This window comes from Martinezella sp. CNPSo 3732, from assembly GCF_057784515.1.
This window is the reverse complement of the sequence record NZ_JBXSOO010000002.1, coordinates 115,718-140,394: the sequence shown is the minus strand read 5'-3', so window position 1 is coordinate 140,394 and position 24,677 is coordinate 115,718. Positions and strand designations below refer to the sequence as shown.

At 60.1% G+C, this 24,677-nt stretch carries 28 protein-coding genes; 12 read left to right on the top strand and 16 right to left on the bottom strand.

Translation table 11 applies throughout. The features are described from left to right. The first annotated feature begins 130 nt into the window (after positions 1–130). A complete protein-coding gene (locus AC13RM_RS05530) occupies positions 131–910 on the top strand; it encodes a class I SAM-dependent methyltransferase (RefSeq protein ID WP_285176494.1) in 780 nt (259 codons plus the stop codon). A 3-nt stretch (positions 911–913) separates the two neighbouring features. Here the strand turns inward: AC13RM_RS05530 and AC13RM_RS05525 are convergent, their stop codons facing one another. The 3 genes from AC13RM_RS05525 to AC13RM_RS05515 form a co-directional block, all read right to left on the bottom strand. Continuing rightward, positions 914–1,828, bottom strand: coding sequence for a c-type cytochrome (locus AC13RM_RS05525; RefSeq protein WP_285176493.1), 915 nt, complete (start codon positions 1,826–1,828; stop codon positions 914–916). A gap of 152 nt (positions 1,829–1,980) precedes the next feature. Continuing rightward, on the bottom strand, positions 1,981–2,424 hold the full coding sequence (locus AC13RM_RS05520) for a c-type cytochrome (protein WP_069616043.1): 444 nt from the start codon (positions 2,422–2,424) through the stop codon (positions 1,981–1,983). 172 nt (positions 2,425–2,596) lie between these two features. Beyond that, complete coding sequence (locus AC13RM_RS05515) at positions 2,597–3,232, bottom strand: LysE family translocator (protein WP_285176492.1); 636 nt, start codon at positions 3,230–3,232, stop codon at positions 2,597–2,599. A 128-nt stretch (positions 3,233–3,360) separates the two neighbouring features. Here AC13RM_RS05515 and AC13RM_RS05510 point away from each other — a divergent pair, with 128 nt between their 5' ends. After that, positions 3,361–4,062: a helix-turn-helix transcriptional regulator gene (locus tag AC13RM_RS05510; RefSeq protein ID WP_440479099.1), complete on the top strand. Its 702-nt coding sequence runs from the start codon at positions 3,361–3,363 to the stop codon at positions 4,060–4,062. A 34-nt stretch (positions 4,063–4,096) separates the two neighbouring features. On the opposite strand, the gene AC13RM_RS05505 is transcribed toward AC13RM_RS05510, so the two are convergent. Beyond that, a complete protein-coding gene (locus AC13RM_RS05505) occupies positions 4,097–4,879 on the bottom strand; it encodes an SDR family NAD(P)-dependent oxidoreductase (protein WP_440479098.1) in 783 nt (260 codons plus the stop codon). A 163-nt stretch (positions 4,880–5,042) separates the two neighbouring features. On the opposite strand from AC13RM_RS05505, the gene AC13RM_RS05500 reads away from it, so the two are divergent. Further along, positions 5,043–5,939, top strand: coding sequence for an AraC family transcriptional regulator (locus tag AC13RM_RS05500; RefSeq protein WP_440479097.1), 897 nt, complete (start codon positions 5,043–5,045; stop codon positions 5,937–5,939). A 29-nt stretch (positions 5,940–5,968) separates the two neighbouring features. On the opposite strand, the gene AC13RM_RS05495 is transcribed toward AC13RM_RS05500, so the two are convergent. The 3 genes from AC13RM_RS05495 to AC13RM_RS05485 form a co-directional block, all read right to left on the bottom strand. Beyond that, positions 5,969–6,475: an anthrone oxygenase family protein gene (locus tag AC13RM_RS05495; protein ID WP_440479096.1), complete on the bottom strand. Its 507-nt coding sequence runs from the start codon at positions 6,473–6,475 to the stop codon at positions 5,969–5,971. An 82-nt stretch (positions 6,476–6,557) separates the two neighbouring features. After that, positions 6,558–7,406, bottom strand: a complete 849-nt coding sequence (locus AC13RM_RS05490) for a metallophosphoesterase (RefSeq protein ID WP_440479095.1) — start codon at positions 7,404–7,406, stop codon at positions 6,558–6,560. A 126-nt stretch (positions 7,407–7,532) separates the two neighbouring features. Beyond that, positions 7,533–8,135 carry a superoxide dismutase gene (locus AC13RM_RS05485; RefSeq protein WP_113232367.1) on the bottom strand — a complete coding sequence of 201 codons (603 nt, stop codon included), beginning with the start codon at positions 8,133–8,135 and terminating at the stop codon, positions 7,533–7,535. Between the two features lie 269 nt (positions 8,136–8,404). On the opposite strand from AC13RM_RS05485, the gene AC13RM_RS05480 reads away from it, so the two are divergent. Beyond that, a complete protein-coding gene (locus tag AC13RM_RS05480) occupies positions 8,405–9,055 on the top strand; it encodes an aspartate/glutamate racemase family protein (protein ID WP_440479094.1) in 651 nt (216 codons plus the stop codon). 4 nt (positions 9,056–9,059) lie between these two features. Here AC13RM_RS05480 and AC13RM_RS05475 read toward each other — a convergent pair whose 3' ends face one another. Then, positions 9,060–9,404, bottom strand: coding sequence for a nuclear transport factor 2 family protein (locus AC13RM_RS05475; protein WP_440479093.1), 345 nt, complete (start codon positions 9,402–9,404; stop codon positions 9,060–9,062). 178 nt (positions 9,405–9,582) lie between these two features. Between AC13RM_RS05475 and AC13RM_RS05470 the strand changes: the two genes are divergently transcribed. The 3 genes from AC13RM_RS05470 (at position 9,583) to AC13RM_RS05460 (ending at position 12,416) form a co-directional block, all read left to right on the top strand. Beyond that, on the top strand, positions 9,583–10,398 hold the full coding sequence (locus AC13RM_RS05470; RefSeq protein ID WP_113232383.1) for a helix-turn-helix domain-containing protein: 816 nt from the start codon (positions 9,583–9,585) through the stop codon (positions 10,396–10,398). 96 nt (positions 10,399–10,494) lie between these two features. Then, a complete protein-coding gene (locus AC13RM_RS05465) occupies positions 10,495–11,181 on the top strand; it encodes a YbhB/YbcL family Raf kinase inhibitor-like protein (protein WP_113232364.1) in 687 nt (228 codons plus the stop codon). After that, positions 11,178–12,416: an MFS transporter gene (locus AC13RM_RS05460; RefSeq protein WP_440479092.1), complete on the top strand. Its 1,239-nt coding sequence runs from the start codon at positions 11,178–11,180 to the stop codon at positions 12,414–12,416. The genes AC13RM_RS05465 and AC13RM_RS05460 overlap by 4 nt, the downstream gene beginning before the upstream one ends. 75 nt (positions 12,417–12,491) lie before the next feature. Here AC13RM_RS05460 and AC13RM_RS05455 read toward each other — a convergent pair whose 3' ends face one another. Beyond that, positions 12,492–13,379 (bottom strand): branched-chain amino acid aminotransferase, encoded by an 888-nt coding sequence (locus AC13RM_RS05455; RefSeq protein WP_113232362.1) that lies wholly within the window; start codon positions 13,377–13,379, stop codon positions 12,492–12,494. A gap of 308 nt (positions 13,380–13,687) precedes the next feature. Here AC13RM_RS05455 and AC13RM_RS05450 point away from each other — a divergent pair, with 308 nt between their 5' ends. The 3 genes from AC13RM_RS05450 to zwf all read left to right on the top strand — a co-directional run bounded on the left by AC13RM_RS05450 (position 13,688) and on the right by zwf (position 17,249). Next, a complete protein-coding gene (locus AC13RM_RS05450; RefSeq protein ID WP_285176479.1) occupies positions 13,688–14,728 on the top strand; it encodes a zinc-dependent alcohol dehydrogenase family protein in 1,041 nt (346 codons plus the stop codon). A gap of 57 nt (positions 14,729–14,785) precedes the next feature. Further along, the gene (gene tam / locus AC13RM_RS05445; RefSeq protein WP_374815813.1) at positions 14,786–15,556 is read left to right on the top strand and encodes a trans-aconitate 2-methyltransferase; all 771 of its coding nucleotides are present in this window, start codon (positions 14,786–14,788) and stop codon (positions 15,554–15,556) included. Between the two features lie 172 nt (positions 15,557–15,728). Beyond that, a complete protein-coding gene (gene zwf, locus AC13RM_RS05440) occupies positions 15,729–17,249 on the top strand; it encodes a glucose-6-phosphate dehydrogenase (RefSeq protein WP_374815811.1) in 1,521 nt (506 codons plus the stop codon). A 99-nt stretch (positions 17,250–17,348) separates the two neighbouring features. On the opposite strand, the gene AC13RM_RS05435 is transcribed toward zwf, so the two are convergent. Next, positions 17,349–17,744, bottom strand: a complete 396-nt coding sequence (locus AC13RM_RS05435; RefSeq protein ID WP_015339165.1) for a hypothetical protein — start codon at positions 17,742–17,744, stop codon at positions 17,349–17,351. Positions 17,745–18,005: 261 nt separating this feature from the next. Between AC13RM_RS05435 and AC13RM_RS05430 the strand changes: the two genes are divergently transcribed. Next, complete coding sequence (locus AC13RM_RS05430) at positions 18,006–19,520, top strand: helicase HerA-like C-terminal domain-containing protein (protein ID WP_374815809.1); 1,515 nt, start codon at positions 18,006–18,008, stop codon at positions 19,518–19,520. Between the two features lie 134 nt (positions 19,521–19,654). On the opposite strand, the gene AC13RM_RS05425 is transcribed toward AC13RM_RS05430, so the two are convergent. Then, positions 19,655–20,431 carry a VOC family protein gene (locus AC13RM_RS05425; protein ID WP_113232357.1) on the bottom strand — a complete coding sequence of 259 codons (777 nt, stop codon included), beginning with the start codon at positions 20,429–20,431 and terminating at the stop codon, positions 19,655–19,657. 220 nt (positions 20,432–20,651) lie between these two features. Continuing rightward, positions 20,652–21,377, bottom strand: a complete 726-nt coding sequence (locus AC13RM_RS05420; RefSeq protein WP_374815807.1) for a DUF899 domain-containing protein — start codon at positions 21,375–21,377, stop codon at positions 20,652–20,654. 71 nt (positions 21,378–21,448) lie between these two features. On the opposite strand from AC13RM_RS05420, the gene AC13RM_RS05415 reads away from it, so the two are divergent. Next, entirely contained in the window at positions 21,449–21,895 is a 447-nt protein-coding gene (locus tag AC13RM_RS05415) for a MarR family winged helix-turn-helix transcriptional regulator (protein ID WP_374815805.1), read from the top strand. On the opposite strand, the gene AC13RM_RS05410 is transcribed toward AC13RM_RS05415, so the two are convergent. The 4 genes from AC13RM_RS05410 to AC13RM_RS05395 form a co-directional block, all read right to left on the bottom strand. Next, on the bottom strand, positions 21,882–22,652 hold the full coding sequence (locus tag AC13RM_RS05410; protein ID WP_374815803.1) for an RES family NAD+ phosphorylase: 771 nt from the start codon (positions 22,650–22,652) through the stop codon (positions 21,882–21,884). The two genes, AC13RM_RS05415 and AC13RM_RS05410, sit on opposite strands and share 14 nt — an antisense overlap. Next, positions 22,612–22,995: an antitoxin Xre-like helix-turn-helix domain-containing protein gene (locus AC13RM_RS05405; protein ID WP_113232353.1), complete on the bottom strand. Its 384-nt coding sequence runs from the start codon at positions 22,993–22,995 to the stop codon at positions 22,612–22,614. Before AC13RM_RS05405 ends, AC13RM_RS05410 begins: the two co-directional genes overlap by 41 nt. 131 nt (positions 22,996–23,126) lie before the next feature. Continuing rightward, positions 23,127–23,549, bottom strand: coding sequence for an organic hydroperoxide resistance protein (locus AC13RM_RS05400; RefSeq protein WP_488554688.1), 423 nt, complete (start codon positions 23,547–23,549; stop codon positions 23,127–23,129). Between the two features lie 280 nt (positions 23,550–23,829). After that, positions 23,830–24,561, bottom strand: a complete 732-nt coding sequence (locus AC13RM_RS05395; RefSeq protein ID WP_113232352.1) for a L,D-transpeptidase family protein — start codon at positions 24,559–24,561, stop codon at positions 23,830–23,832. Positions 24,562–24,677: the final 116 nt, after the last annotated feature.

Below are 24,677 nucleotides of genomic sequence, written 5' to 3'. Positions count from 1 at the left end.
AAGGAACCTTCCGCGCCACCCTTGCGTCCACGACTACCCTTTCCTGTTGCCGAATCCTGTGGCTACAAGCTTGACCGGAAATGCGCTAGAAAAATGGCTGTCGGCTTCGATCTGCAACTGGAGATGCGACTTGGAACAACGGTTCACATTCGATGGCGTCGCCAGCCTCTACAATGCTTCCCGCCCGCTCTATTCCGATGCGCTTTTTGCCGATGTCATCGATTTTGCCGGGCTGGACGCCAAGGATCAGGTTCTCGAAATCGGCTGCGGCACCGGACAGGCGACTGAGGGCTTTGCTCGCCATGGCCTCTCGGTTCTCGCGCTTGATCCCGGCGCGGAACTGATTGCAGTTGCTCAGGAAAGATTGGCGGAATTTCCGCGAGTGCGGTTCGAGCAAACCACCTTCGAAGCATGGCCGGGCAAGCCGGAGAGCTTCAGGCTGATATTCGCGGCACAATCCTTCCATTGGGTTTCACCGGGATTGCGCTTCGCCAGGACTGCCGCCCTCCTCGCGCCGGAAGGAACGCTCGCTGTCTTCGGCAATGTGCCGATGAAGCCGGAACCGCCGCTGTCAGAAAAGTTCGCTGAGATTTATGCCCGCCATGCCCCGCAACTCGCCGGCCCGCCCGTGGAAGCCTGGTATCTCCCGGATGGCCCCTTTGCTCGGGAGCTGCGGCAGTCCGACCACTTCGAAGCTCCTGCGCATCATTGCTATTCCTGGAGCCGCTCGCACACGGCACAAAGCTATACCGACCTTTTGCGGACGCTCTCAAGCTACCGGCTTTTGACCGAGGATCAGCGGGAAACGCTGCTTTCCGAGCTTGCTGATGCCATCAACGCGCATGGCGGCGTATTCGAGCTGCGTTACGAAACGCATCTCTATCTCGCCAAGCGCTCGGGCGCCGCTTGAGCTTCACTTCGCCGGCAACGCCTTCAGATAGGCCGCGATCGCCTCGCGGTCGGTCGCCGGCAGGTGGGCGATGTTTTGCTGGACTTCGGCCATCGAGCCGCCGGCCGAGTCATAATCCGGGGTGAAGCCGGTTTCGAGGTAGTTGGCGATGTCGCCGGCGCTCCAACTGCCGATCGCCTTGGAATCCGGGGTAATATCTGGGATCTGGCCCTTGCCCTCCGGATTGGGCGCGCCAGCCAGCCATTGGCCGCTCACGAAGCCGCCGAGGCCGTCACGTGGCGTATGGCATTCGCCGCAATGGCCCGGCCCTTCCACGAGATACTGACCACGCTTGACCCTCTCGTCGGCATTGGCAAGCACGACGCGCGGCTGGTCGTTGAGATAGAGGAACTTCCAGCCGCCCAGCGCCAGCCGAATATTGAAGGGAAAGGACAGCTCGTGCGGAGGCGCGACATTGCTGCTCTTCGGCAACGTCTTCAGGAAGCCCCAGAGGTCGTTGATGTCTTTGTCGCTCATGCGGGTGTAGGAGCCGTAGGGAAAGGACGGGTAGAGGTGGTCGCCGTTTTTACCGACGCCGCGCTTCATGGCATTGCCGAAATCGGCAAGCGTCCAGGTTCCGAGCCCCGCCTTCTCATCCGGCGAGATATTCGGGACATGGAAGGTTCCGAAGGGACTCGTCAGCGCCAGACCACCCGAAAGCACCAACTTGGCGTCGCCTTGCGCGCCGGGAGCGGCATGACAGCTCGTGCAGCCGCCCGCCCAGAAGACCATCTCGCCGTTCTTGACATCTGGATCACCGAGATTGGCCCAATGGCTCGCCGGCAAAGGCGACGGCGCGGTGATGACGTAAAACGCGCCGCTGCCGAGGATGATCACGCCGAAAAGGCAAAGCAGCCATCGAATAAACCGCGCCATCATTCCACCCCTCGCCTCAGCTCTGGTTATAAGGCTCCGCGCCGGCAGAACCGGTGCGGACGCCAAAATCGATATTTAGAGCCTTTACGCAATTCCGGACGGAAAACCGCTGCGCAGTTTTCCCAGAATTGCTCTGGGCGAGGCCGACCTACCGCTTAGTCCTTCTTGATGCGATAGGCCTGATGACAGGCGCCACAGCTAGCGCCGAGGGTCTTCAGCGTCGCGCCGACGCCGGCCTTATCGGCAGGAAGCTGGGCGAGCGCCGTCTCGGCATCGGTCGAAAGCTTGGCGGCATGGGCCTTGAAGTCATCGAGATTGTCCCAGATCTTCGGATTGACCTCGGGATCGGTCTTGTCGCTCTGCGGATTGAACTGATCCGGGAAGGCCTTGGCGGTTTCGGCGATCGTCGTCAGCGACGCCTTTACGATATCGGCGTCATAGGGCTTGTCGCCCTTGGCGATCGCGCCAAGAGCCCCGGTGGCGCCGCCGATCTTCTTCATCATGCCGATACGGGAGTCATGCGTGCCATCGGCCGCGACGACCGAACCCAGTGCGATGCCGGCTAGGGCCGTCGCCATCACAATCGCTTTCCACTTCATTTCGTTCTCCTACCTCTCTCCGAGTGATCAGGACCGCGCGTGCGGCCCGGCGCATGATTACGGCGACATGTTTGCCGATTTCCTTTCCGGCAATGAAGTCACAAAGTAGTGAGAGCTGAGTGAAATCAGTGTCATGCAATAGACACACCCGTTCCGTTCGCCGCATCAGCCCTCACGCCAATTTCAGGCCCTCCCATACTGTGAACACCGAAACTGCGACAAGGAGCAGCCCAGCTGCGCGGCCTGCGAATGCGGTTGCCCTGGGATTGGCGACCAGCAGATCGCGGCTGCGCCCGGCAGTAATGGCAAGTCCGCCGTAAATGGCAAATTGCGTCGCGATGGTCATGGCTCCCATGATGACGGCCTGTATCCACATCGGACCATATTCGGGCTTCAGAAACTGCGGGTACACGGCAAAGATGAAGAGATAGGCCTTGGGATTGATGAGGCAAGTGACCGCTCCCCGCCGGAAGGCTTTCCAGGCAGAGCGGCTGCCGGCCGGCCCGTCGCCTCCCACCGTGATGGAACTGCGCATCAGCGTATAGCCGATGAAGGCCATGTAGGCTCCGCCGATAACAAGCAGCGGATTGAAAAGGATGGGCACGAAATGCATCAGCAAGCCGATGCCGATGGCGCCATTCAGCGAGTGCACCGCACCGCCGAGCATGATGCCGCCTGTCGCGGCAAGACCGCGATTGCTGCCGCCGGTCAGTGAATTGGCGAGCACGAACAGCATGTCCATGCCCGGTACGATGATAATGCCCAATAGGAGGATGAAGAAGAGCCAGAGATTTTCTGCGTAACCCATGTCAGTTGCCTATCGCCCTCGCCTTGAAAGCAGGAGAGGAAATGGTTGATTTTCAAGTGAATAGGCGGCTTTATAAATCGAGCCAACTGACGGGGTATTGTCAGTAGCCTTTATCTTTGGGGCAAGAAATGCGCAAGGCATCGCGCCTGTTCGAGATCATCCAGATCCTGCGGCTGGCCAAGAGGCCGGTAACAGCGGCCGACATTGCCGCCCGGCTGGAGGTGACGGTGCGCTCCGTCTATCGCGATATCGCAGCACTTCAAGCGATGCGGGTGCCGATCGAGGGTGAGCGGGGCATCGGCTATATCCTGCGGCCCGGCTTCGACCTGCCGCCATTGATGTTCTCGATCGAGGAGATGGAGGCGATCGTGCTGTCGCTGGCGCTCTTGGAGCGCACGGGCGATGCGGAACTCAAGCAGGCAGCCAAGCGCGTCACGGCCAAGATTGCCGGCGCGGTGCCTCCACCGCTGCGTCAGACGCTCGATGCCAATGCGCTGCATGCCTGGGGCTTTGCCGCACCCTCGGCTGCTGCGATCGATCTTTCGCTGGTTCGCCGCGCCATTCGCGATGAGGAAAAGCTCGACCTTGCCTATCGCGACGAGCTCGGCCGCCCCACGGAACGCATCATCCGGCCGATTGCGCTGATCTATTATTCGGAGACCGCCAATATCGTTGCCTGGTGCGAGCTGCGCCAGGCCATCCGCAATTTCCGCAGCGACCGGATCGAGGATTGCCAGCCGACCGGCCTCTGGTTCAAGGGCGAAGGCGATGGCCTCAGGCAGATCTGGGTGAATGGCTGGCAGATAAACACCCCAGCCGCTGCCGGCTGAGGTGCTGCAGATCCCACAGATCTACCATTGCGAATTAAAGGATCATACCACCTGAGGCTTCGATGCGCTGGCCGTTGACCCAGCGATTGTCGTCCGACAAAAGCGAAGCGATCATCGGGCCGATATCGTCGGGCAGGCCCGGGCGGCCGAGCGCCGTCATGGACGCAACCATTCTGTTCACCTCCGGATTGTCGCGAACGATGCCACCGCTGAAATCCGTCTGGATCGCACCGGGCGCCACGGTGTTGACTGTAATCCCGCGTGAGCCGAGCTCCTTGGCGAGATAGCGCGTCAGCACTTCGACCGCACCCTTCATGGCTGCATAGGCGGACGAGCCCGGATTGCTGAAGCGGGCAAGACCGGAGGAGATATTGACGATGCGGCCACCATCATTGATGTGCCGCAACAGCTTTTGCGTCAGGAAGAAGACGCCCTTGAGATGAACATTGTAGAGCTTGTCGAACTCGGCTTCCGTCGTTTCGGCGATGGAGGCATGATAAGAGGTGCCGGCATTGTTGACGAGGAAATCGAAGCGATCGCGACCCCAACGCTGCTGCAGCACGCGGCCGACTTCGGCGACGAAAGCGTCGAAGGATGCGATATCGCCAGCGTCGAGCCGCAACGCAACAGCCTTTTGACCGAGCGTTTCGATCTCGGCAACGGCGCTATCGGCTTCTGCCTTATTCGCGTTATAGGTCAGGATGGTATCGACACCGCGCTTGGCGAGATGAATGACGGCATTGCGGCCCAGGCCGCGGCTGCCGCCAGTGATGATCGCAATCTTTGTCTTTGATTTATCAATATTTTCAGTCGTCATTGCAACGTCTCCAAGGAATGTTTGATGGCCGGAATCTACGCCTGCAGAGCCATTTCCCTGAATGCCGGAACTCTCGAATTTCTTGCCTATTCCTCCAACTGCCTTGTTCGCTGACACCTCGCTGCTATGATGCCACAATGGCACTTGCCCCGGGAGAACGCCTATGTCCTCAGCCCTTAAAGATGCGATCACACAATTCATCGAAGCCAATGACAGCGGAGGCGATGGTGTGTTTTCCACGGGCATCGATGGCCTGCACATCATGCGCTCGACCGAGCCGAAAATGCCGCATGCGATGATCTATCGACCTGCGCTCTGCGTCATTCTGCAGGGTGCGAAGCAATTGATGCTCAATGACAGGGTGATCGACTATGCCGAGATGCAGGCGCTCATCATCAGCATCGAGCTGCCCGCCGCCGGCAGGGTGACCCAGGCGAGTGTCGAGAAGCCCTATATGGCTATCTCACTCGAATTCAATGTCGGCATGATGCGTGAGGTGATGGAGCAGCTCGAGGGGCCGCCGAAACCGACAGGCGGCGCCCAGCTTGGCATCTTCGTCGAGAATCTCGGCGACGAGCTTGCAGATTGCCTCCTGCGATTGACCCGCCTGCTGTCGAACCCAAGCGCCATTCCGGTGCTCTATCCGGCGATCATGCGGGAAATCTGCTTCTGGCTGCTCACCGGTCCCAATGGCGGCGAGGTGTGCAAGCTTGTGCTGCCGGACGGACAGACCCGGCGCATCGCCGACGCCATCCGCCTGTTGCGTGACAATTTCGCGGAGCCGGTGCGCATCGAGCAGCTGGCGGCCGCCGCGCGCATGAGTCCCTCCTCCTTCCATCAGCATTTCAAGACATTGACCTCGATGACGCCGCTGCAGTACCAGAAGCAGATGCGGCTGCTAGAAGCCCGCCGCCTGATGGTCGCCGGGCACGCCAATGTGGAGAGTGCTGCCTACCGCGTCGGCTATGAAAGCGCCTCGCAGTTCAGCCGTGAATATGCCCGCATGTTCGGCACGCCGCCGAAAAGGGACGTGACCGAGATGCGGATGGCGGCGGAGTAATAACCGATCAACTCCGGCTTTACGCACCGCTATAAAGCAATCGCAGTCACTAACAGAATGAAAGCCAGTAGCCCCAAGACAGCGCGTGCGGCATGCGACCATTCCCAGAGATCACGCAGCATGGTCCAGTCCGCCTCGGCATCAGCTTCGATCCGATGACCGCCGACTGGAACATGGGAAAAGAAACCTGCGCCCAACCCGTTCAACTCGGCATCCTGGAGCCAGAAATTGTTTACGGGCTGTATCAGCAACCAAAAGACTGCATGCATGGCGGCCATGGCAGCAAAAGCAGCGGCAAACAACCAGAATACGATGATGTTGGCTGGCGTCAGGAACAGCAGAAGCAGAAGCAAAAGAGTACCGATCGGCTCGGCAACGCCGCCGATCGTGAAGCCGGGATAATAAATCCGCTGAACCGTCATGTAGTCTTCTTTCGACAGTCGCATTTTTCCCGGCAGCTCCAGCAAATGCGCCAGCGCCAGTGCCATGGCGACTGCCACGACCAGGATTGTCAGAATTTGCAATGCCGGAAACATCGGCTCCGCCTCACAGCAGCCTCAGTTCCTAAACTTTCAACGATGCGGATCGTTCCCCATGTCGAACGATACAGGGGATTCATCAAACGCCGGTCAACGCCAGCACCCGGCTATCCTCGCGCCCGAAGCCCGTAACCTCCAGCCGATCATTGTAGACAGCAACGATCGCATAGGCGCTCGTATCTTCGGTATCGACCATGCCCTTGAAGTTGACGAAGTATGTGCCGCCCGACACTCCGAAATTGCCGGCATGATTGTGGCCATTGAGGTAAGCGACGACATGGTCATGCTCGGCCAAAAGCGAAAGCATGCGATCGCTATCGAGCGCGTTGTGCCCATTCTCTGGGAAGATCGGATAGTGGTTCATGACGATGACCTTCTCACCTGCCGCCTTTGCTTCCCTGAGCTTCGCAGCAAGCCAGTCATATTGCGTGTCGCCTATCGCTCCGTTCCATCGCTGACCATTGAGCGCGCCGGTTGTTTCCAGCGCCCGCATCATTTCCTTCGCCTCCTGCCGCCGCGGATCGCCTTCCGGCGGCGCAAAGACGCTGATTTCGTTGCCGTCGAGCGCGATGAAGCGATAACCGGAAAGGCGGAAATCGTAATAGGGAGACGGCATGCCCACACGGGCGGATACGCCGCCGAGATGTTCCGATGCCACGGCGAAATCATGATTGCCGAGGAGGAAATGCTTGCGATGCCGCAAGGCTTCGTAGACAGCCAGAATGGCGTCGAAGCTCTTCCATTCGCGATCGATGATGTCACCAAGCGTGACAACGAAGGCGAGATCGTGCCGATTGAACTCCCCGATCGCCGCGCGAAGCTTGTCGAGGCTTTTCGCCGGATAGCGATTGAGGGTCAGATTCGGCTCAAGATCCGCATATTGCGGATCGGCGATGACACCAAAGCGGAAGAGCGGTGCTGATGGCATTCAGCCTCCTTGGGCGATCTCCTGGGGCGGCCATGCGGCACACGGATATATCAACAAGGCTGCTCATAAGAAAACACCCGACGCCAGGAAGACGCCGGGTGCGAAAGCCAGCCTATGCGGCAAACCTTACTTCGTAGCGGCTTCGTAGCGCTCCAGGACGTAGTCCCAGTTGATCAGGCTGTCGATGAAGGCTTCGAGGTACTTCGGACGCAGGTTGCGGTAGTCGATGTAGTAGGAATGTTCCCAGACGTCGACGCCGAGGATCGGGTCGGCACCATGAACGAGCGGGTTTTCGCCGTTCGGGGTCTTGGAGATTTCGAGCTTGCCGTTCTTGACGGAAACCCATGCCCAGCCGGAGCCGAACTGAGTGGCACCGGCAGCGGCGAAATCGGCCTTGAATTTGTCGTAGCCGCCGAGATCGGAGGCGAAGGCTGCTTCGAGCTTGCCCGGCAGCTTGTTGCCGCCGCCACCCTTCTTCAGCCACTTCCAGAAATGGATGTGGTTGTAGTGCTGGGCTGCATTGTTGAAGAGGCCTGCATTGGTGCCGAAGGACTTCTTCACGATTTCTTCGAGCGAAAGATCGGCAAGACCTGCTTCCGCAGCGAGCTTGTTGCCGTTGTCGACATAGGCCTTGTGGTGCTTGTCGTGGTGATACTCGAGGGTCTCACGCGACATGAAGGGCGAAAGTGCATCGTAATCATATGGAAGTTCAGGCAATTCGAAAGCCATGGTCATATCTCCTCTTGGCAAAAAATTGCGTCGGCAGGTGAAGCGGAACATAGGAGCCGTCGCCTGGAAGAGCAACCGGCGACATGCCAAAAAAGTTGCACTCGGGAGTAAAAATTGCCCTAGTTTTCAAGTAGGTATAGCATCGACTTTGAAGTTTAGCTTATTGCATATGATGATGTTTCGATACAGGGCGGAATGCTGCGGCAAAACGTCGACAAGAAAGGCTGCCATGGCTAGGTTCATAGATATTCAGCTTTGATGGGAACCCCATGACGATCGCCTGCCTGCACACCGCCGAAAGCAATATCGCCGTCTATGAAGCGGCGGCAAACGCACTCGGGTTGCCTGATGGCATGCTGCGTCATCATGTCCGCGCCGATCTTCTTCTCGCCGCCGAAAAGGCGGGGCGCCTGACGGATGAGATTTCGGCGGAAACGGCAGCGCTTCTCTGGCACCTGGCGGAGGATGCCGATGCCGTCGTGCTGAACTGCTCGACGCTCGGGCCGGCGGCGTCAAGGATCGCGGCCGGTGCCGGAGCCCCGATCATCCGTGCTGATGCGATGCTGGCAAAGCAAGCGGTCTGTCGCGGTGGCAAGGTTATCGTGCTGTGCACCGTCGAAACGACCATCGCCCCGACGACTGCACTTTTCGAAGCAGCGGCTAAGGCGACGGGTGCCGAAATCGAGGTTCGGCTGGTGCCGGGCGCATGGGCGTACTTTCGGGCCGGGAATCTCTCGGCCTACCTTGCTTCCATTGCCGATGCGGTAACGGCGGCCAGCGGCGAAAGCGCTGTCACGATTGCTTTCGCTCAGGCGTCGATGACCGATGCAGTTCATCTTCTTCCGGTAAACTGCCCGCAGCCTATGACCGGTCCGGCGGCCGCACTTGCCGCGGCGATGGCGAAGATTGCGGGTAGCTGAAGCATTACAGGTTGCGCCCAAAATAGACGTTCACCTCGGCGATGCGGTCGCCGGCAAAGCGGATCAGTTCGACATTGCGAAAGCTGCCGCCATCCATTTTTTCGGCGCGATAGCCGACGATCACATCATCACCATCGGGCACAAGATGTTCGATATGAATATGGCGGAATACCTTCTCCTTCGGCCAGCAGTGCTCGAAATACTGCTTCCGGTCGATGTGATCGTCGCGCGGACTGGAAAAGGTGAAATCCAGGGTCAGCATCGGGTCGACGATATCGGGATGCTGAGCGACATAGGCTGCAAACAGCCGCTTGACCGCATCGCAACGGGCATTTTCGAGGGAATTCATAATCTGCCTCCTCCTTTGCATCAGTGCGGTTTTTGATCCGCCAGCCATAAACTGATTGCATAATGCAATCAGTTTATAACATCAGCCGGGTGAACCAACAAGGCGCTTTGCGGACTTGGCAATGCCGGCCGCGTGGTCCAAACTCATCGAGCACCCCAATCAGCAGGAAGCCATCGCAGTGTCCGAGGCTCATCACCACATGTTGGAAAAGCTGCGCCGCTTGGCGGCAAAGGATAACCGCCCGACGATCGCACCGAGCGGCATCGGCAGTTATTCCACGCTTTTTACCTTCGTCACGCGCGAACGCGAGCGCATTGCCGGGTCGGCCTTTTCACAGGTTTCAATCGTCACCATCCTCGAAGGTTCCAAGGAAATCGTCAGCATGGGACGGCAGCGGCATTTTGCGGCCGGTACGGTGCTCGTGCTGCCGGCCGGCTGGAGTGGCGATGTAGTCAACGACCCCGATCCGCAGACCGGCGTCTATCGGGCGATTTTCATCACCTTCCCCGAGGAATTGACGCGCCGGGCGGCAAAGGCTTTTCCGCCTGCCCGTATCGCTTCTCAGATAGACTTGCCGCTCGATCCGCTACTGGCTGCCGCCATCAATCATGCAGGCGAAGGCATTGCCGGCGGCAATATGCCGATCCCTTTGATCGAGCACCGGCTTCTCGAAATCCTCATGGTGCTCGGCATGCGCGGCGCCCTGCCCGGTTCGCCGGAGACCACAGCCGAGGCGGTGCGTGCGCTGGTGCGCTGGCAGCCGGATCGAGCCTGGACAGCCGATCTCATCGCCGCAGAGCTCGGCACCAGCAACGCCACGCTGCGCCGCCGCCTGTCACGCGAGGGCGCTTCCCTGCGGGATGTGCTGGCAAGCGAGCGCGTGGCGCTAGCGACGACTCTCCTTGCCGAAGATGGGCTTTCGCTGCGCGAAGCCGCCCTTGCGACAGGCTATCGCTCGCCGCGCCGTTTCGCCGATCGACTTCGCAGCGCGTGAGCGTTTCCGGCCGCATTTTGAGCGTTTGCGTACGCCAGCGCTCGACACAGATTTGTTAGACCCTGCCCTCACGAGCCAAATGCGAAAGGGCAAATCATGAAAACCATGCTCAACCTTCTGAACGCCACCATCATCACAGCAGTTGTCGCCACCCCGGCCCTATCGGCCGATCTCGAGGTGACATTCGCAAAGAGCAATGGCCGCGCGCTGCTGCCGGAAAACGCCTCCTGCATTTCGACAGGGTCCGACAAGTCGGCCCCCGGTCCCAACAAGAGCCTTGCCGTCTCCTGGTCGAAAGGACCGAAGGGCACACGATCCTATGCGCTGACGATGGTCGACCCTGACGTGCCCGCCGATTTCTCACTGTTCAACAAGGCGGACAAAACCATTCCGAAGGATTTCAAGCGGATGGAATTCGTTCACTGGGTACTGGCCGATATTCCCGCCTCGCGCACCAGCCTTGCCGAAGGCACGGACGGAAACGGCCCCTCGCGAGGTGGCCTGCCGCTCGAGCGCACGGTCTATGGGCGACGCGGCCAGAATGGTGCCGGCGGCGGCAACTTGAAGGACGGACCGCATGGCGGTTATATGGGTGCCTGCCCGCCCTGGAACGATGCGCGTGTCCACAGCTATCACGTCACTGTCTATGCGCTCGATGTCGACCGACTGAACCTGCCGGATCTCTTCACCCGCGCCGATCTCATCGCCGCCGCGAAAGGTCATATCCTCGCATCGGGCAGCCAGGAACTGTTTTACACATTGAATGCAAAGGCCGAGAAATGACCGAAACGAGATGGGATGCAGCAGCACCGGCCGAGCCGGAAACCGCGCATTGGATGCGGAACCTGATCATCTGCCTCGTCGGTTCGTTCACGACGATCGTGGCGATGACTCTGCTGCTCCCCTTCCTGCCGCTCTATGTCGAGGAACTCGGCATCACCGATAAAGCGGCGATCGTGCAATGGTCAGGCATTGCCTATGGCGCCACCTTCTTTGCCGCCGCTTTCGTCGCGCCGCTCTGGGGACGGCTCGGCGACATCTACGGCCGCAAGTTGATGCTGATCCGCGCCAGTCTCGGCATGACGGTCGCCATCTCGCTGATGGGCATGGCCGGCAATGTCTGGCAGCTGGTGGCGCTGCGCCTCTTCACCGGCCTCGCCGGTGGCTATGCCTCGGGGTCGATGGTGCTGGTGGCGGCGCAGACGCCGAAGCATCGCTCCGCCTGGGCGCTGGGCACGCTGTCCGCCGGCATCATGGCCGGCAACCTTGTCGGACCGCTGATCGGTGGCGCGCTGCCGCCTATTATCGGCATTCGCGGCACCTTCCTGCTCGCAGGCGGCGTGATCTTCTTCACCTTCCTGGCGACAACCTTCCTCATCAAGGAAGAGAAATCCACGGCGCGGAAGAAGGCTGCGAAGGCCAGCGGCAGCTGGGCCTCCATTCCGGACAAACGCCCCGTCGTCGCCATGCTGTCGCTCGGCCTGCTGCTGATGCTGGCCAATATGTCAATCGAACCGATCATCACTGTCTATGTCGCGCAGTTCGTCACGGACGCCAAGGTGACGATGGTCTCGGGCGTCGTCATGGCGGCTGCGGCGCTCGGCAGCATCCTGTCATCCTCATGGCTCGGCAAGCTCGCCGACCGCATCGGCTACTGGAGCGTCATCATGGCGGCGCTTGCCGTCGCAGCGCTGCTGTTGATACCGCAGGCTTTCGTGACCTCGGCCTGGCAATTGATCGGCTTACGCTTCCTGATGGGTGTGGCGCTTGGCGGCCTTCTACCCTGCATCACCGCCGTTATCAGGCACAACGTTCCCGATGCGGCGACGGGCAGCATTCTCGGGCTCTCCATCTCCTCGCAATATGTCGGCCAGGTGGCGGGTCCCGTGATGGGTGGCTTCGTCGGCGGCCATATCGGTATGCGTGCCGTGTTCCTCGGAACCTGCGTGCTGCTGGCGATCGGCGCGATCTATTGCTGGTGGGTCAGCCCGAAGAAGCAGGCGGAATCCATAGGCTGATCGGGGGCAAACCTCGGTCCATGGCCTTTTGCCTGGGCAATCCTTAGACAGGGATTGCCCGGGGACCTCAGAAGCTCACTCTTCGCTGGCGCTGCGGCCGTGAGCCCAATCCATGTAAAGTTCCAGCGCCTTGCGGGCGACCGGCCCCTCCTGGAATTCGCGGTCGTCCAGTCGGTTGACGCTGACGACCTTGGAATAGTTGCCGGTCGTGAAGATCTCGTCGGCGCCCATGAACTGCTCGACGGACAGGGTTTCCTCACGCACATCGAAGCCTTCCTGGCGCAGCAGGCCGATGACGCGGGCACGAGTGATGCCGGCAAGGAAGGTGCGGTTGGCGACCGGCGTATAGACGATGCCGTCCTTGACCATGAAGACGTTGGACGACGCTGTCTCGACGACATTGCCGTTCATGTCGCGGACGAGCGCATTGTTGAAACCGCGACCCCTCGCCTCCAGGATCATGCGGCCGCTGTTCGGATAGAGCGAGCCGGCTTTGGCGTCCGTCATCGCCGTTTCCGGAGAGGGGCGCCGGAAGGGAGAGACGGTAAGCGTGATGCCACCATTGCCGCCAAGCGGCGCCTCGAACAGGCAGAGGGCGAAGCGCGTCGATTCCGCATCGACGGCGACGACGCTGCCCGGCGAGCCATGCTCGCCCCAATACATCGGCTTGATGTAGATCGGCGTCTTGCCGTCGAATTTCCTGATGCCTTCCCAGGCGAGCGCCTCGATCTCCCCAGCAGTCTTGATTGGCTTCAGCCCCATGGCCACGGCCGAACGATTGATGCGTTGGCAATGGAGGTCGAGATCGGGTGCAATGCCATCGAACCAGCGCGCGCCGTCGAACACGGTCGAGCCGAGCCACATGGCGTGCGAGGTCGGTCCGATCAGCGGCGGATTGCCGGAGAGCCATTCTCCTTCGACATATGTCCAGGTGGCAGTACGGGGCGATGTATCGACGGACATGGTATTTCCTCCCTTTGAGCGGTTCAGCTTTCGCGGGATTGCGGAACCGCTCCATCTCTTTGTTTTCTCGCAACTCCGGACGGAAAGCCGTGACCGCGCTTTGGCGGAATTGCTTGAGATGGCGACGAACAAATAACCGCGTAACCTAAGGGTCAAGCAGAAACTGCGCGGCAAAATCCATTTGCAACAAAGCGCCCGATATCGCATTCATAGCGCAATTTTCATGCGTCGAAACAACAGCTTGACGAATGGGTCCATCACCAGAAGTGATGGACCATAGGGATCGTCAGGAGAGAGGGAGCACTCCCATGAAAGCGATGTATTACGAGGCCTTCGAGGCAACACCCGAAATCCGTACCCTGCCCGACCCGACACCCGGCGAAGATGGCGTCGTTATCGCCGTCGGCGCCACTGGCCTTTGCCGTAGCGACTGGCACGGCTGGATGGGTCATGATCCCGATATCAGGCTGCCGCATGTGCCGGGTCATGAGCTCGCCGGCAAGGTGGTGGCGACCGGGCGCGGCGTCGTCCGCTTCAAAGTCGGTGATCGCGTCACCGTTCCCTTCGTCTCCGGCTGTGGCCACTGCGCCGAGTGCCACTCCGGCAACCAGCAGGTCTGCCCCAGTCAGTTCCAGCCGGGCTTCACCCATTGGGGTTCCTTCGCCGAATATGTCGCGATCGACTATGCCGACACCAATCTCGTCCACCTGCCAGAGACGGTCGACGATGCGACGGCGGCAAGCCTCGGCTGCCGCTTCGCTACTTCCTTCCGCGCCGTTGCCGACCAGGCGAAGACGCGGCCGGGCGAATGGATCGCCGTGCATGGCTGCGGCGGCGTCGGCCTGTCGGCGATCATGATTGCCAGCGCGCTTGGCGCCAATGCCATTGCCATCGACATTTCCGACGAGAAGCTCGCCTTCGCCCGCGAATGCGGCGCGGTGGCGACGATCAATGCGGCTGAGGTCGCCGATGTGCCCGAGGCGGTGCGCGAGATCACCAAGGGTGGCGCCCATGTCTCGATCGATGCGCTCGGCCATCCCACGACCTGCTTCAACTCTATCAAGAACCTGCGCCGGCGCGGCCGGCATGTGCAGGTCGGCCTCATGCTCGGTGACTATGCGACGCCGCAGATCCCTATGGCGCAGGTCATCGGCCATGAGCTGGAAATCTATGGCAGCCACGGCATGCAGGCCTGGCGCTATGATGCCATGCTCGACATGCTCGCCGCCGGCAAAATCGCGCCGCAGAAGCTCATCGGCCGCAGAATCACCCTGGAAGAAGCCGTTCCGGCGCTGATGTCGCTTGATAAGGCCGAGGGCAAGGGCATCAGCGTCATTACACGGTTTTGATATATCCCGGTGCTATGCGCATCGGAAGAAACGGCAATCCAGAAAGAGGAAACGCTCATGGCATGGTCTGCCGGCCAATATGTGAAATTCGAGGATGAACGCACGCGCCCGGCGCGCGATCTGCTGGCACAGGTGCCGCTGGAGCGTATCGAACGCGCGATCGACCTCGGTTGCGGCCCAGGCAATTCGACGGAACTTATCGTCGAACGATACGGCGTCGCCGGCGTTTCCGGCCTCGACAGCGACGACAATATGCTGGAGGCGGCGCGCAAGCGCCTGCCGGGCACAAGCTTCGTCAAGGCTGATCTCGCCGCATGGCGGCCGGAAGAGCCCGTGGATCTGCTCTTTGCCAATGCCGTGTTTCAGTGGCTGCCCAATCATCTCGACATCCTCGACCACCTGATGGACGGGCTGAAGCCTGGCGGCGTGCTTGCCGTGCAGATGCCCGACAATCTGACCGAACAGAGCCATCTGATGATGGAGGAGACGGCCAAGAATGGTCCTTGGAGCGATGCCTTTGCGAAGAAGAGCGTGCGCCGTAATCCCCTGCCCGCGCCCTCGGTCTATTACAACAGGCTGATCGGCAAGTCGGCTCGCGTCGATATCTGGCACACGAACTATAATCACGCGCTGGAAAACGCAGCGGCCATCGTCGAATGGGTGAAGGGCACAGGCCTGCGCCCCTATCTTGACCATGCCGGTGCCGAGCATCGCGATGCCTTCACCGCCAAATATTTGAAGCATATCGAGCGGGCCTATCCGCCGCTTGTCGACGGCAAGGTGCTGTTGCGCTTTCCGCGGCTCTTCCTGGTCGCGGTGAAGAAATAAGTCATTTATGAGCCCCGAAATGCCGGCTGATGGCGATGCGTCGATCCCATCGACAACCGGCGCCGGCCCGCGCTAGAACATCCATAGCCAAAGCTGAAACAGCAATAGCTCCGAGGAGATAGTCGATGTCGTCCAGAAGCCCCGAATATGGCCGTCAGAAGGAGATGCGCGCATGACCACCCCTGACGTCGCACCGGCCCCGCCGCTGACATTCGTGATCTTCGGCGCCGCGGGCGATCTCACCCGGCGCCTGCTGATCCCGACGCTCATCAACATGACCCGCAGCGGGCTTATCGGCGAGGACTTGCATATCCTCGGCATCGGCATCGAAACCGGCGGTGTCGAGATGCTGCTAGATCGCCTGGAATCGTTCCTGAAGACATCGGGGGACATGGACGATTCTGAGCGGCAGGCGGCATGGCAGAGCCTGCGCAAGCGCATCAGCTACATCTCCGGCGATTTCACCCAGAACGGCGTCTACAAGGAAATTTCGGATTATCTCTCGCATGCGCCGAGCGCCAACGCGGCCTTTTATTTCGCCGTGCCACCCCGCTTCTTCGGCGATATCGCCGAGAAACTCTCCGAAAACGGGCTGATGAACGAGGCCACCGGGGCTTTCCGCCGCATCGCGATCGAAAAACCCTTTGGCCACGATCTTGCCTCGGCACAGGCTTTGAATGCGCGGTTGCTGAACCATGTGTCCGAAAGTCAGATCTATCGCATCGACCATTTCCTCGGCAAGGAAACCGTGCAGAACATCATGACGACACGCTTCGCCAACATGATGATCGAGGCATTATGGAACAACAACTATATCGACCACGTGCAGATCACGGCGGCCGAGCTTGTGGACGTCGGCACGCGCGGCAAATTCTACGATGCGACCGGCGCGCTTCGCGACATGGTGCCGAACCATCTCTTCCAGCTGCTGGCAATGGTGGCGATGGAGCCGCCGAACAGCTTCGATGCCGAATCCATCCGCAATGAAAAGGGCAAGGTGCTGAAGGCCCTGCGCGTCTACTCGCGGGAGGAGGCAATCAAGAACGGCGTGCGCGGCGCCTATACGGCCGGGCCTATTGCCGGCAGGGATCTGCCGGCCTTTACCCAGACACCCGATGTCGCGCCCGACAGCAACACCGAAACCTTCGTGGCGTTGAAACTCCTGGTCGATACATGGCGCTGGGCTGGTGTGCCCTTCTATCTGCGCACGGGCAAGGCGATGAAGGCGCGGGATACGGAAGTGGTCATCACCTTCCGGCCGGTTCCCTTCGCCCAGTTCCCGCGCCACGAATCCCGCCCCGAACTGCCGCCGAACAGGCTCATCATCCAGGTGCAGCCCGACGAGGGCCTCGATATGGAAATCTCGATCAAATCGCCGGGGCTGGTGCTGAAAACAGCGCCGGTTTCGCTCGACTTCCGCTACGCCGACAGTTTCGATATCGGCAAGCAGACCGGTTACGAAAGCCTGTTCTACGAACTCTTCGTCGGCGACCAGACGCTCTTCCAGCGCGCCGATGGCATCGAAGCCGGCTGGGCGGCGGTGCAGCCCTTCCTAGACCTCTGGGCAGAGGGCGGCAAACCCGATCCTTACGCTCCCGGCAGCACCGGCCCGGCCTGCGCCGACGAACTCATCGAACGCGACGGCCGCAAATGGCATGAGATCGATGGGACGCCGAAAAGCAGGAAGTTCTGATCCTGGAGAAGATCAACCGATAGAGGCCAACTGCCTGCTTTTGAACAACAAAAGCCGTCGGGATTTGGCCCGGCGGCTTTCTTTCAAGGCATAGCAGCCTCAAATGAACTGATGCAGGCCCGGGACGGAATTGACGACCTGGTCGACCACCTCGTCGCCGGCATGCTGGCGAGCAGTTGCAATCGTCTCCTTGGCGAGCGAGCCGATCTCGCCCATGCTGAGACCGCTGCTCATCAGCTGCTGGCCGAGGGCCATCAGGCCGCCGCCACCGCCGACTGCGCTGAGCAGGCCGCCGAGCAGGCCACCGCCACCCGTTTCCTCGCCATTATATTGCGCAACGAGATCGGAGGCGCCGGGAATGGATTCGATCATCTTGGTGACGGGACCATCCGGAGCTTCGCGCTGCAGGAAACCTAGAATCATGCCGACGGCCTTTTCCGCAAGGTCGGGAGCGATGCCAGCTTTGGTCGCGATCTGATCAATAACTTCGTTCACTGTGGCCTCCTGCCTTTATAACGTTAACGTCAACGTAACTGAATGCGGCAACCGGCACAAGACACCCCGGCGGCTATCATTCTACCAGAAGCGGAACCGCGATGCGAATGGTTGTCCCCCTTCACGCGAGTTCTTATAACACTGTCAGGACAAATCGATGAACGGCCTGGCAGCTTTGAAAAGCTGCTATGCCGCCACCCTAGTTCCGGACGCAAAACCGCTTCGCACTTTTGCTGGAAGTGCTTTAAGGGAGACGACACCATGCCGCAGCAGGATGGACAGATTTTCGTCGGCGCGAGCCGCAATCCGGATGACAGCATCAACAAGGACGAGTTCCTGACGCTGAAATTCGGAAACCGTCATGGCCTCGTCACCGGCGCCACCGGCACCGGCAAGACGGTGACGCTGCAGGTGCTGGCGGAAGGATTTTCCAAGGCCGGCGTGCCCGTCTTCTGTGCCGACATTAAGGGCGATCTCTCCGGCATCGCCGTCAAGGGCGAGCCGAAGGACTTCCTGCTGAAGCGCGCCGAGGAAATCGGCCTGTCGCCCTATGAATTCGATCAGTTCCCCGTCATCTTCTGGGACCTCTATGGCGAAAAAGGCCATCGCGTGCGCACCACCATCGCCGAGATGGGGCCGCTGCTGCTGGCGCGCTTGATGGATGCGTCCGAGGCGCAGGAAGGCGTGCTCAACATCGCCTTCAAGATCGCCGATGAGAATGGCCTGGCGCTGCTCGATCTCAAGGACCTGCAGGCGCTGCTGAACTATATGGGCGACAATGCCAGCGAGCTTTCCAGCAAATACGGCCTGATCTCGAAATCTTCCGTCGGCTCGATTCAGCGCGCAATGCTTGTGCTGGAACAGCAGGGCGCGGAGAACTTCTTCGGCGAGCCAGCCCTGAAAATTTCCGACATCATGCGGGTCAGCAATGACGGCTACGGCCAGGTTTCGGTGCTTGCGGCCGACAAGCTGATGATGAACCCGCGCCTCTACGCCACCTTCCTGCTGTGGCTGCTCTCCGAGCTGTTTGAGGAACTGCCCGAAGTCGGCGATCCGGAAAAACCGAAGCTGGTCTTCTTCTTCGATGAGGCGCACTTGCTCTTCAACGATGCACCGAAGGTGCTGATCGAGCGCGTCGAACAGGTGGTGCGCCTCATCCGCTCCAAGGGCGTCGGCGTTTATTTCGTCACGCAGAACCCGCTCGACGTGCCGGAAACCGTGCTGGCACAGCTCGGCAATCGCGTGCAGCATGCGCTTCGCGCCTATACGCCGCGCGAGCAGAAGGCCGTGCAAACGGCGGCCTCGACCTTCCGCCCCAATCCCGCTTTCGATTGTGCCACCGTCATTACCACGCTCGGCACCGGCGAGGCGCTGGTATCGATGCTCGAGGGCAAGGGTGCGCCTTCCATCGTCGAACGCACGCTGATCCGCCCGCCATCCGGCCGTATCGGCCCCGTCACGGATGGCGAGCGTCAAGCCATCATCAACGGCAGTCCGGTTGCCGGCGTCTATGATCAGACGATCGACCGCGAATCCGCCTATGAAATACTGACGGAGCGGGCACGCAAGGCGGCTGCGCCGCAGAGCGAGAGTGCTGGCGATGGCTGGACCCTACCCGGCTTCGGCGGCGACAGCAGCAAGCCGGCAAGCCGCGGCCGTTCGGGCTATCAGCGCGAGACAATCCTCGAAGCGACGATGAAAAGCATGGCGCGCACGGTGGCAACGCAGGTCGGGCGGGCACTGGTGCGGGGTATTCTCGGCAGTTTGAAAAGGTAGAAGTTTTACCCTCCCTTTGAGGGGAGGGTCGGACCGCAGGTCCGGGGTGAGGTGATCTGCGACACTCATTATAGCTCAGAGTGTCACCCCCACCCGCCGCTTTGCGGCGGCCTTCCCTCAAGGGGAGGTAAAGATCAGCGCACCGGCGCGACGAGCGAGAAGAACGCGCCCTGAGGATCGGTCGCCTGCACGATCCAGCTGCCGCCGGGGACCTCCATCGGGCCATTGACGATCCTGCCGCCGCCTTCCGTGATGCGGGTGATCGCGGCGTCGATCGCCGGGACGTTGATATAAAAGTTCCAGGCAGCCACGGGTATTTCCGCCGGCTTGGTCATGATACCGCCGAAGTCGCGGTCGCCGATCTTGAAGATCTTGTACTTGCCCATGGGCCCCATGTCGAAATCAGAGCTTAGCTCCCAGCCGAACATCTCGCTGTAGAAATCGAAGGCCTTCGGTCCGTCGTTGGAATAGAGCTCGTGCCAGCCGAAGTAGCCCGGTGTCGCAGGAGCAGGCGGCTCCCAATCCTGGCCCGGCAGCGGCGTGAACAGGCAGAAGGCTGCACCGTAGGGATCGGAGACGACGGAGAATCGGCCCACGCCTGGAATATCCGTAGGCTCGCGATAGGTCTTGCCGCCCTTCCCGACAACGGTCTTCGTTGCTTCGTCGACATTGGGAACGCCGATATAGCCGGTCCAGCAAGGCGGCGTCCCCATGGCCTTGGCCTCGTCAGGCAGGATCATCAAACCGGCAACGGGGCCCGCGCCTGCGCTGAACAGCGTATAGTCCATGCCGACATCAGGCATGCCGGCATCCGCCGCATCCCAGCCGACGACCTTGGTATAGAAAGCTTCCGCCGCCTTCATGTCCGTCGTCATCAGCTCGTACCAGACAAAATATCCCTTCTCTGCCATGATATCTCTCTCCCTATTGTGATTGTTGCGGTCATCCGTCTCATCCTGAGCCTGATGTCGGCGCAAGTATATCATGGCCGATGAACGTAACAGCCGAACGATGGTCAATCGGTTGATCCGTCGCTCCCCGGCGAGCAGGCTCCAGGTCTTAACTAGGCGCAAGACGTAATAATTCGACCCCTTGCGCCGCATGACGTAAATTTGACAGTCTCGTCATGCTTCAATGGCAGCAGGAGCCCGCCTTCGCCGCGTCTTGATATTCGTCGTGGCGGCGCACGAAATCCATGGTCTGGCCTTCATTCCGGCCCTTCGGCGCATTGTCGAGGATCATCAGCGTACCGATCATTTCCTCGCCTCCACGGGCATAGCTGGAATAGGTGTGGAAGATATTGCCGGCTTCATCCTTGTAGAAGGCGCTGAGACCAGGCAACTCGTCATTGCCGTTGGCGGCGTCCATATCGCTGAAATTATAGAACACCTTTTCACCGGCAAGCTGCTCTTTGGTGAAAGAGACGTGATAGTCGAAATTGAAATCGTTGGAGAAGGACGACACCCAGGGGAATTTCCAGCCCATGCGCTTCTTATAAGCCTCTATCTTTTCGATCGGCGCGCGCGACACTGCGACCAGCGTGACATCGTGATGGTTGAGATGCGGAAGCGTTCCATCGAAATGATCGGCAAGGAAGGAGCAGCCGGTGCAGCCGGCATCCCAATCCGGACCAAGCATGAAGTGATAGACGATCAGCTGGCTGCGGCCGTCGAAGAGATCGGCAAGTGTCCTCTTGCCGGTCGGCGTGTCGAAAACATAGTCTTTATCGACCTTTACCCAGGGCAAGGCCAGGCGTTCCGCATTGACACGATCGCGAAGATGCGTGGCCTCCTTTTCCCTGGCGAGCAGTTGACGGCGGGCCTCGAGCCACACTTCTCTGGAAACGACCTGGTTCATTGTCCGCGCCCTCCTCCGGCGTTTTCATTTCCAAATCTTGACAAATATATTGATATCAATATTAATGAATCATGTCAAACGCAGTTGAAATTCCCTTTGAAACCACGTTGTTAGTCCGCGATACCTGCCTGTGCCTGCATGTTCAGCGGGCGGCGCGCGCCCTTGCCCGTCGCTTTGACGAGGCGCTGCGGCCGTTCGGCCTTACCAACGGCCAGTTTTCCCTGATGATGTCCCTGAACCGGCCGGTGCCGGCGTCCATGGGATCGGTCACAGCACTCCTGGCAATAGACCAGACGACACTGACGGCGGCCTTAAAGCCGCTGGAACGGCGGGGGTGGGTCAATATCATACCGAATCCAAAAGACCGGCGCGCCCGCCTGCTCAGCCTCACCCCATCCGGCAAGGTAGCACTCGCCGCCGCCGTGCCAATCTGGAAGACGACGCATGCCGCCCTCGAAGAGCGACTGCCCGACGGCAGCGGCGACCGCCTGCGTAGCGATCTTGCTATTCTGCTTTGAATCGCGCCTCAAATAGCCGCGGATCGCCCTCGAAATCCTGCCTTTCGAAGCCGATGCGACGCCGTGGGAATTCGCACAGCGCCTGCACCCCGACGCGCGACAGCCGGATGCGCCAGGTCTGGCGTTCAACGGGTTCACGGGCGGAGAAGGCTCTGGCCGTGAGCAGCGCTATGTTCATGCCTCCGCGAGGATCACGGACGGAACGATAGAGGATTGCCTCAATGCCACCGGTTCGGGCCGCTTCCGCAAGCGACTGGCAGGCCTCGTAGTTGATCGGATCGGTCCAGAGTTTCCGATCGCGATCCAAGGGAGGCGCGGTCAGATCGATCGCCGCCTTCGTCGTAATTGCAGCAGCAAATGCGGTATATTCGGCGGCATTGGCGGGCAACGGCGTATCGGGGGAATCACGGAAGAAGAGCAGCCGATAGAAGCTCATCTCCGCCAGGGCCGTCTCCACCCGCTCCGAGGCATAGAAGACTCCGAGCGTGCGGCCGGCGCGCCGGAAACGGGAACCGTGGGGATAGATCGCGCCATAGCGGAAGGGTGTGGCGAGCAGATAGTCGAGCCCGGCGCATTCCGGCGGCAGAACCGGCTTGCTTTCTTCCAGGATGCTTTCGAGAAGCGCCTGCTCCTCCAACGTGTCCACAAGCTTTAGCGTGGAGACCTGATGCTGCGATTCCACCAGCCGCCAATATTCGCCGGAAATGGCCCTTGCTTCAGACGAGAGCGCGACGGGCGTCCAGATAGGCAAGGACATCGGTCAAACCAGAAATCGAGATGATCTTGTCGATCGGCGCCGCGCCGAAGGCGATATTGCCGTTACGCAGCCATTGCCGCGCCACAGCCTCGTCGCCGCCGACGATAGCGTCGAGCGAACGGAAGAGACGAACGAGAAGCACGGCAAGTTCGAAAGGCTTGCTATCGCGCTCCAACAGATGATCCTGCCGCTTCATGCGCGATACCGTCGCCTCCGACACGCCGATGATGGCCGCCAGGCTACGGGCGTTCAATCCCAGTCTTTCAGCAGCGTTGACGACGGCTTTAGTCATAACGAGCGCTTCGCCGGGCATCGTATGACCTATTGTCTGGGCCTTTATCATGGCTACTTCCTTTCCTAGGAAAAGATATAGCATTTTTCTTGCAAAAGAAAAGGAGCGACAGATCAAACTGTCGCTCCTTTTCAATATATTCCGTATTTCCGGCCTTCAATCGGCTGGCGGCGCGGTGCGCGTCAGACAACAGCAACCGGCACCTCGGTCGAAGTACGCATGGCGTGGCTGTACGGGCACACCATATGGGCGGCGGCGGCGAGCTTTTGAGCCTCGGCCTTGTCCATGCCGGGAATGTGGACGGCTAGGGACACTTCGATGCCGAAGCCGGTGCCATCCGCGCGCGGACCGACGCCGACAGTCGCCGTGACCTTCGCGTCTTCCGGAATCTTGACCTTCTGCTGGCCTGCGACAAATTTCAGGGCACCCAGGAAGCAGGCGGAATAGCCGGCTGCAAAGAGCTGCTCCGGATTGGTGCCGGTAGCGCCATCGCCGCCGAGCTCCTTCGGCACGGTCAGCGTGACGTCGAGGACGCCATTTTCGGAAACTGCATGGCCGGCGCGGCCACCGGTGGCGGAAGCTTTGGTCGTGTAGAGAATAGGCATGTCATGTCTCCTTCGGTTGGATGGATTTTATATACATCACGATTTAATCGCGCGCAATATATATTTCGCAATTTGATTTGGGAAAATGAATTGCGACAATCCAGGCAACAGGAAGATGGCAACGGCCGCGATATGAGGGAAATAGCCAATCCGCGCGACCAGCGCCGGTAGCCGAAGTTCAATTTGACAATGGTTTGAGATCGATTTCAGGAATGCCGGATAATCCGGTCAGGACTCAAACAAAAAGGGCGCCCAGTGACGCCCTTTTTTCAATACGGTATCAGGCCGTGACCAGGATCGGCGCCCGTTCCGGCACGCGATCGTAGAGATCGATGACGTCCTGGTTCAGCAAGCGGACACAGCCAGAGGAAACGGCCTTGCCGATGGAGCGCCAGTCGGGATTGCCGTGCAGACGGTAAAGCGAATCCTGCTTGTCCTCGAAGATATAGAGAGCTCGTGCGCCCAGCGGGTTCTTCAGACCCGGGTCCATGCCGCCATTGGCGATGGAATACTTCACGAGTTCCGGCTGGCGGGCGACCATTTCATCCGGCGGATTCCAGCGCGGCCATTTCTTGCGCCACTGAATGACGCCGCGGCCCTGCCAGGCAAATCCTTCGCGGCCGACGCCGATGCCATAGCGCATCGCCGTTCCGCCCTGCTCGGTCACATAGAGCATGCGCTGCGTTGTATTGACGATCACGCTGCCGGGTGCCTCGCCTGTTGGGTCGACCACCCGCTGACGGTAGAAGCGTGGATCGATCTGCTGGTAGGGAACCGCCGGAATTATGAAGCCCCCATCCTCGACGGAGGCATAGATTACGGCCGGATCGGGCTGCTCGCCATCATAGCTGGAGAACCAGGTGCGGAACGGCCGGGGGGAGCCGGTATATTGAACCGGGCTGACGACGGGGCCGTTGTCGATGGTGGAGGCGCAGCTGGCAAGCGTCGAAACGGCGCCGAGACCAGCTAGAGCGAGGAAGTTACGTCGGGATAGGGATGAAGGAAGGCTCATGTCGACAGCATAGTTCCTTTTGTGGAGGAAGCGAAAACCCGTAACAACAGGCTGATTCGGCTCCCCGAGAGGTTCGCAGAGACAGACGCAAAACTAAAGAGCGCAAACCACCCCGA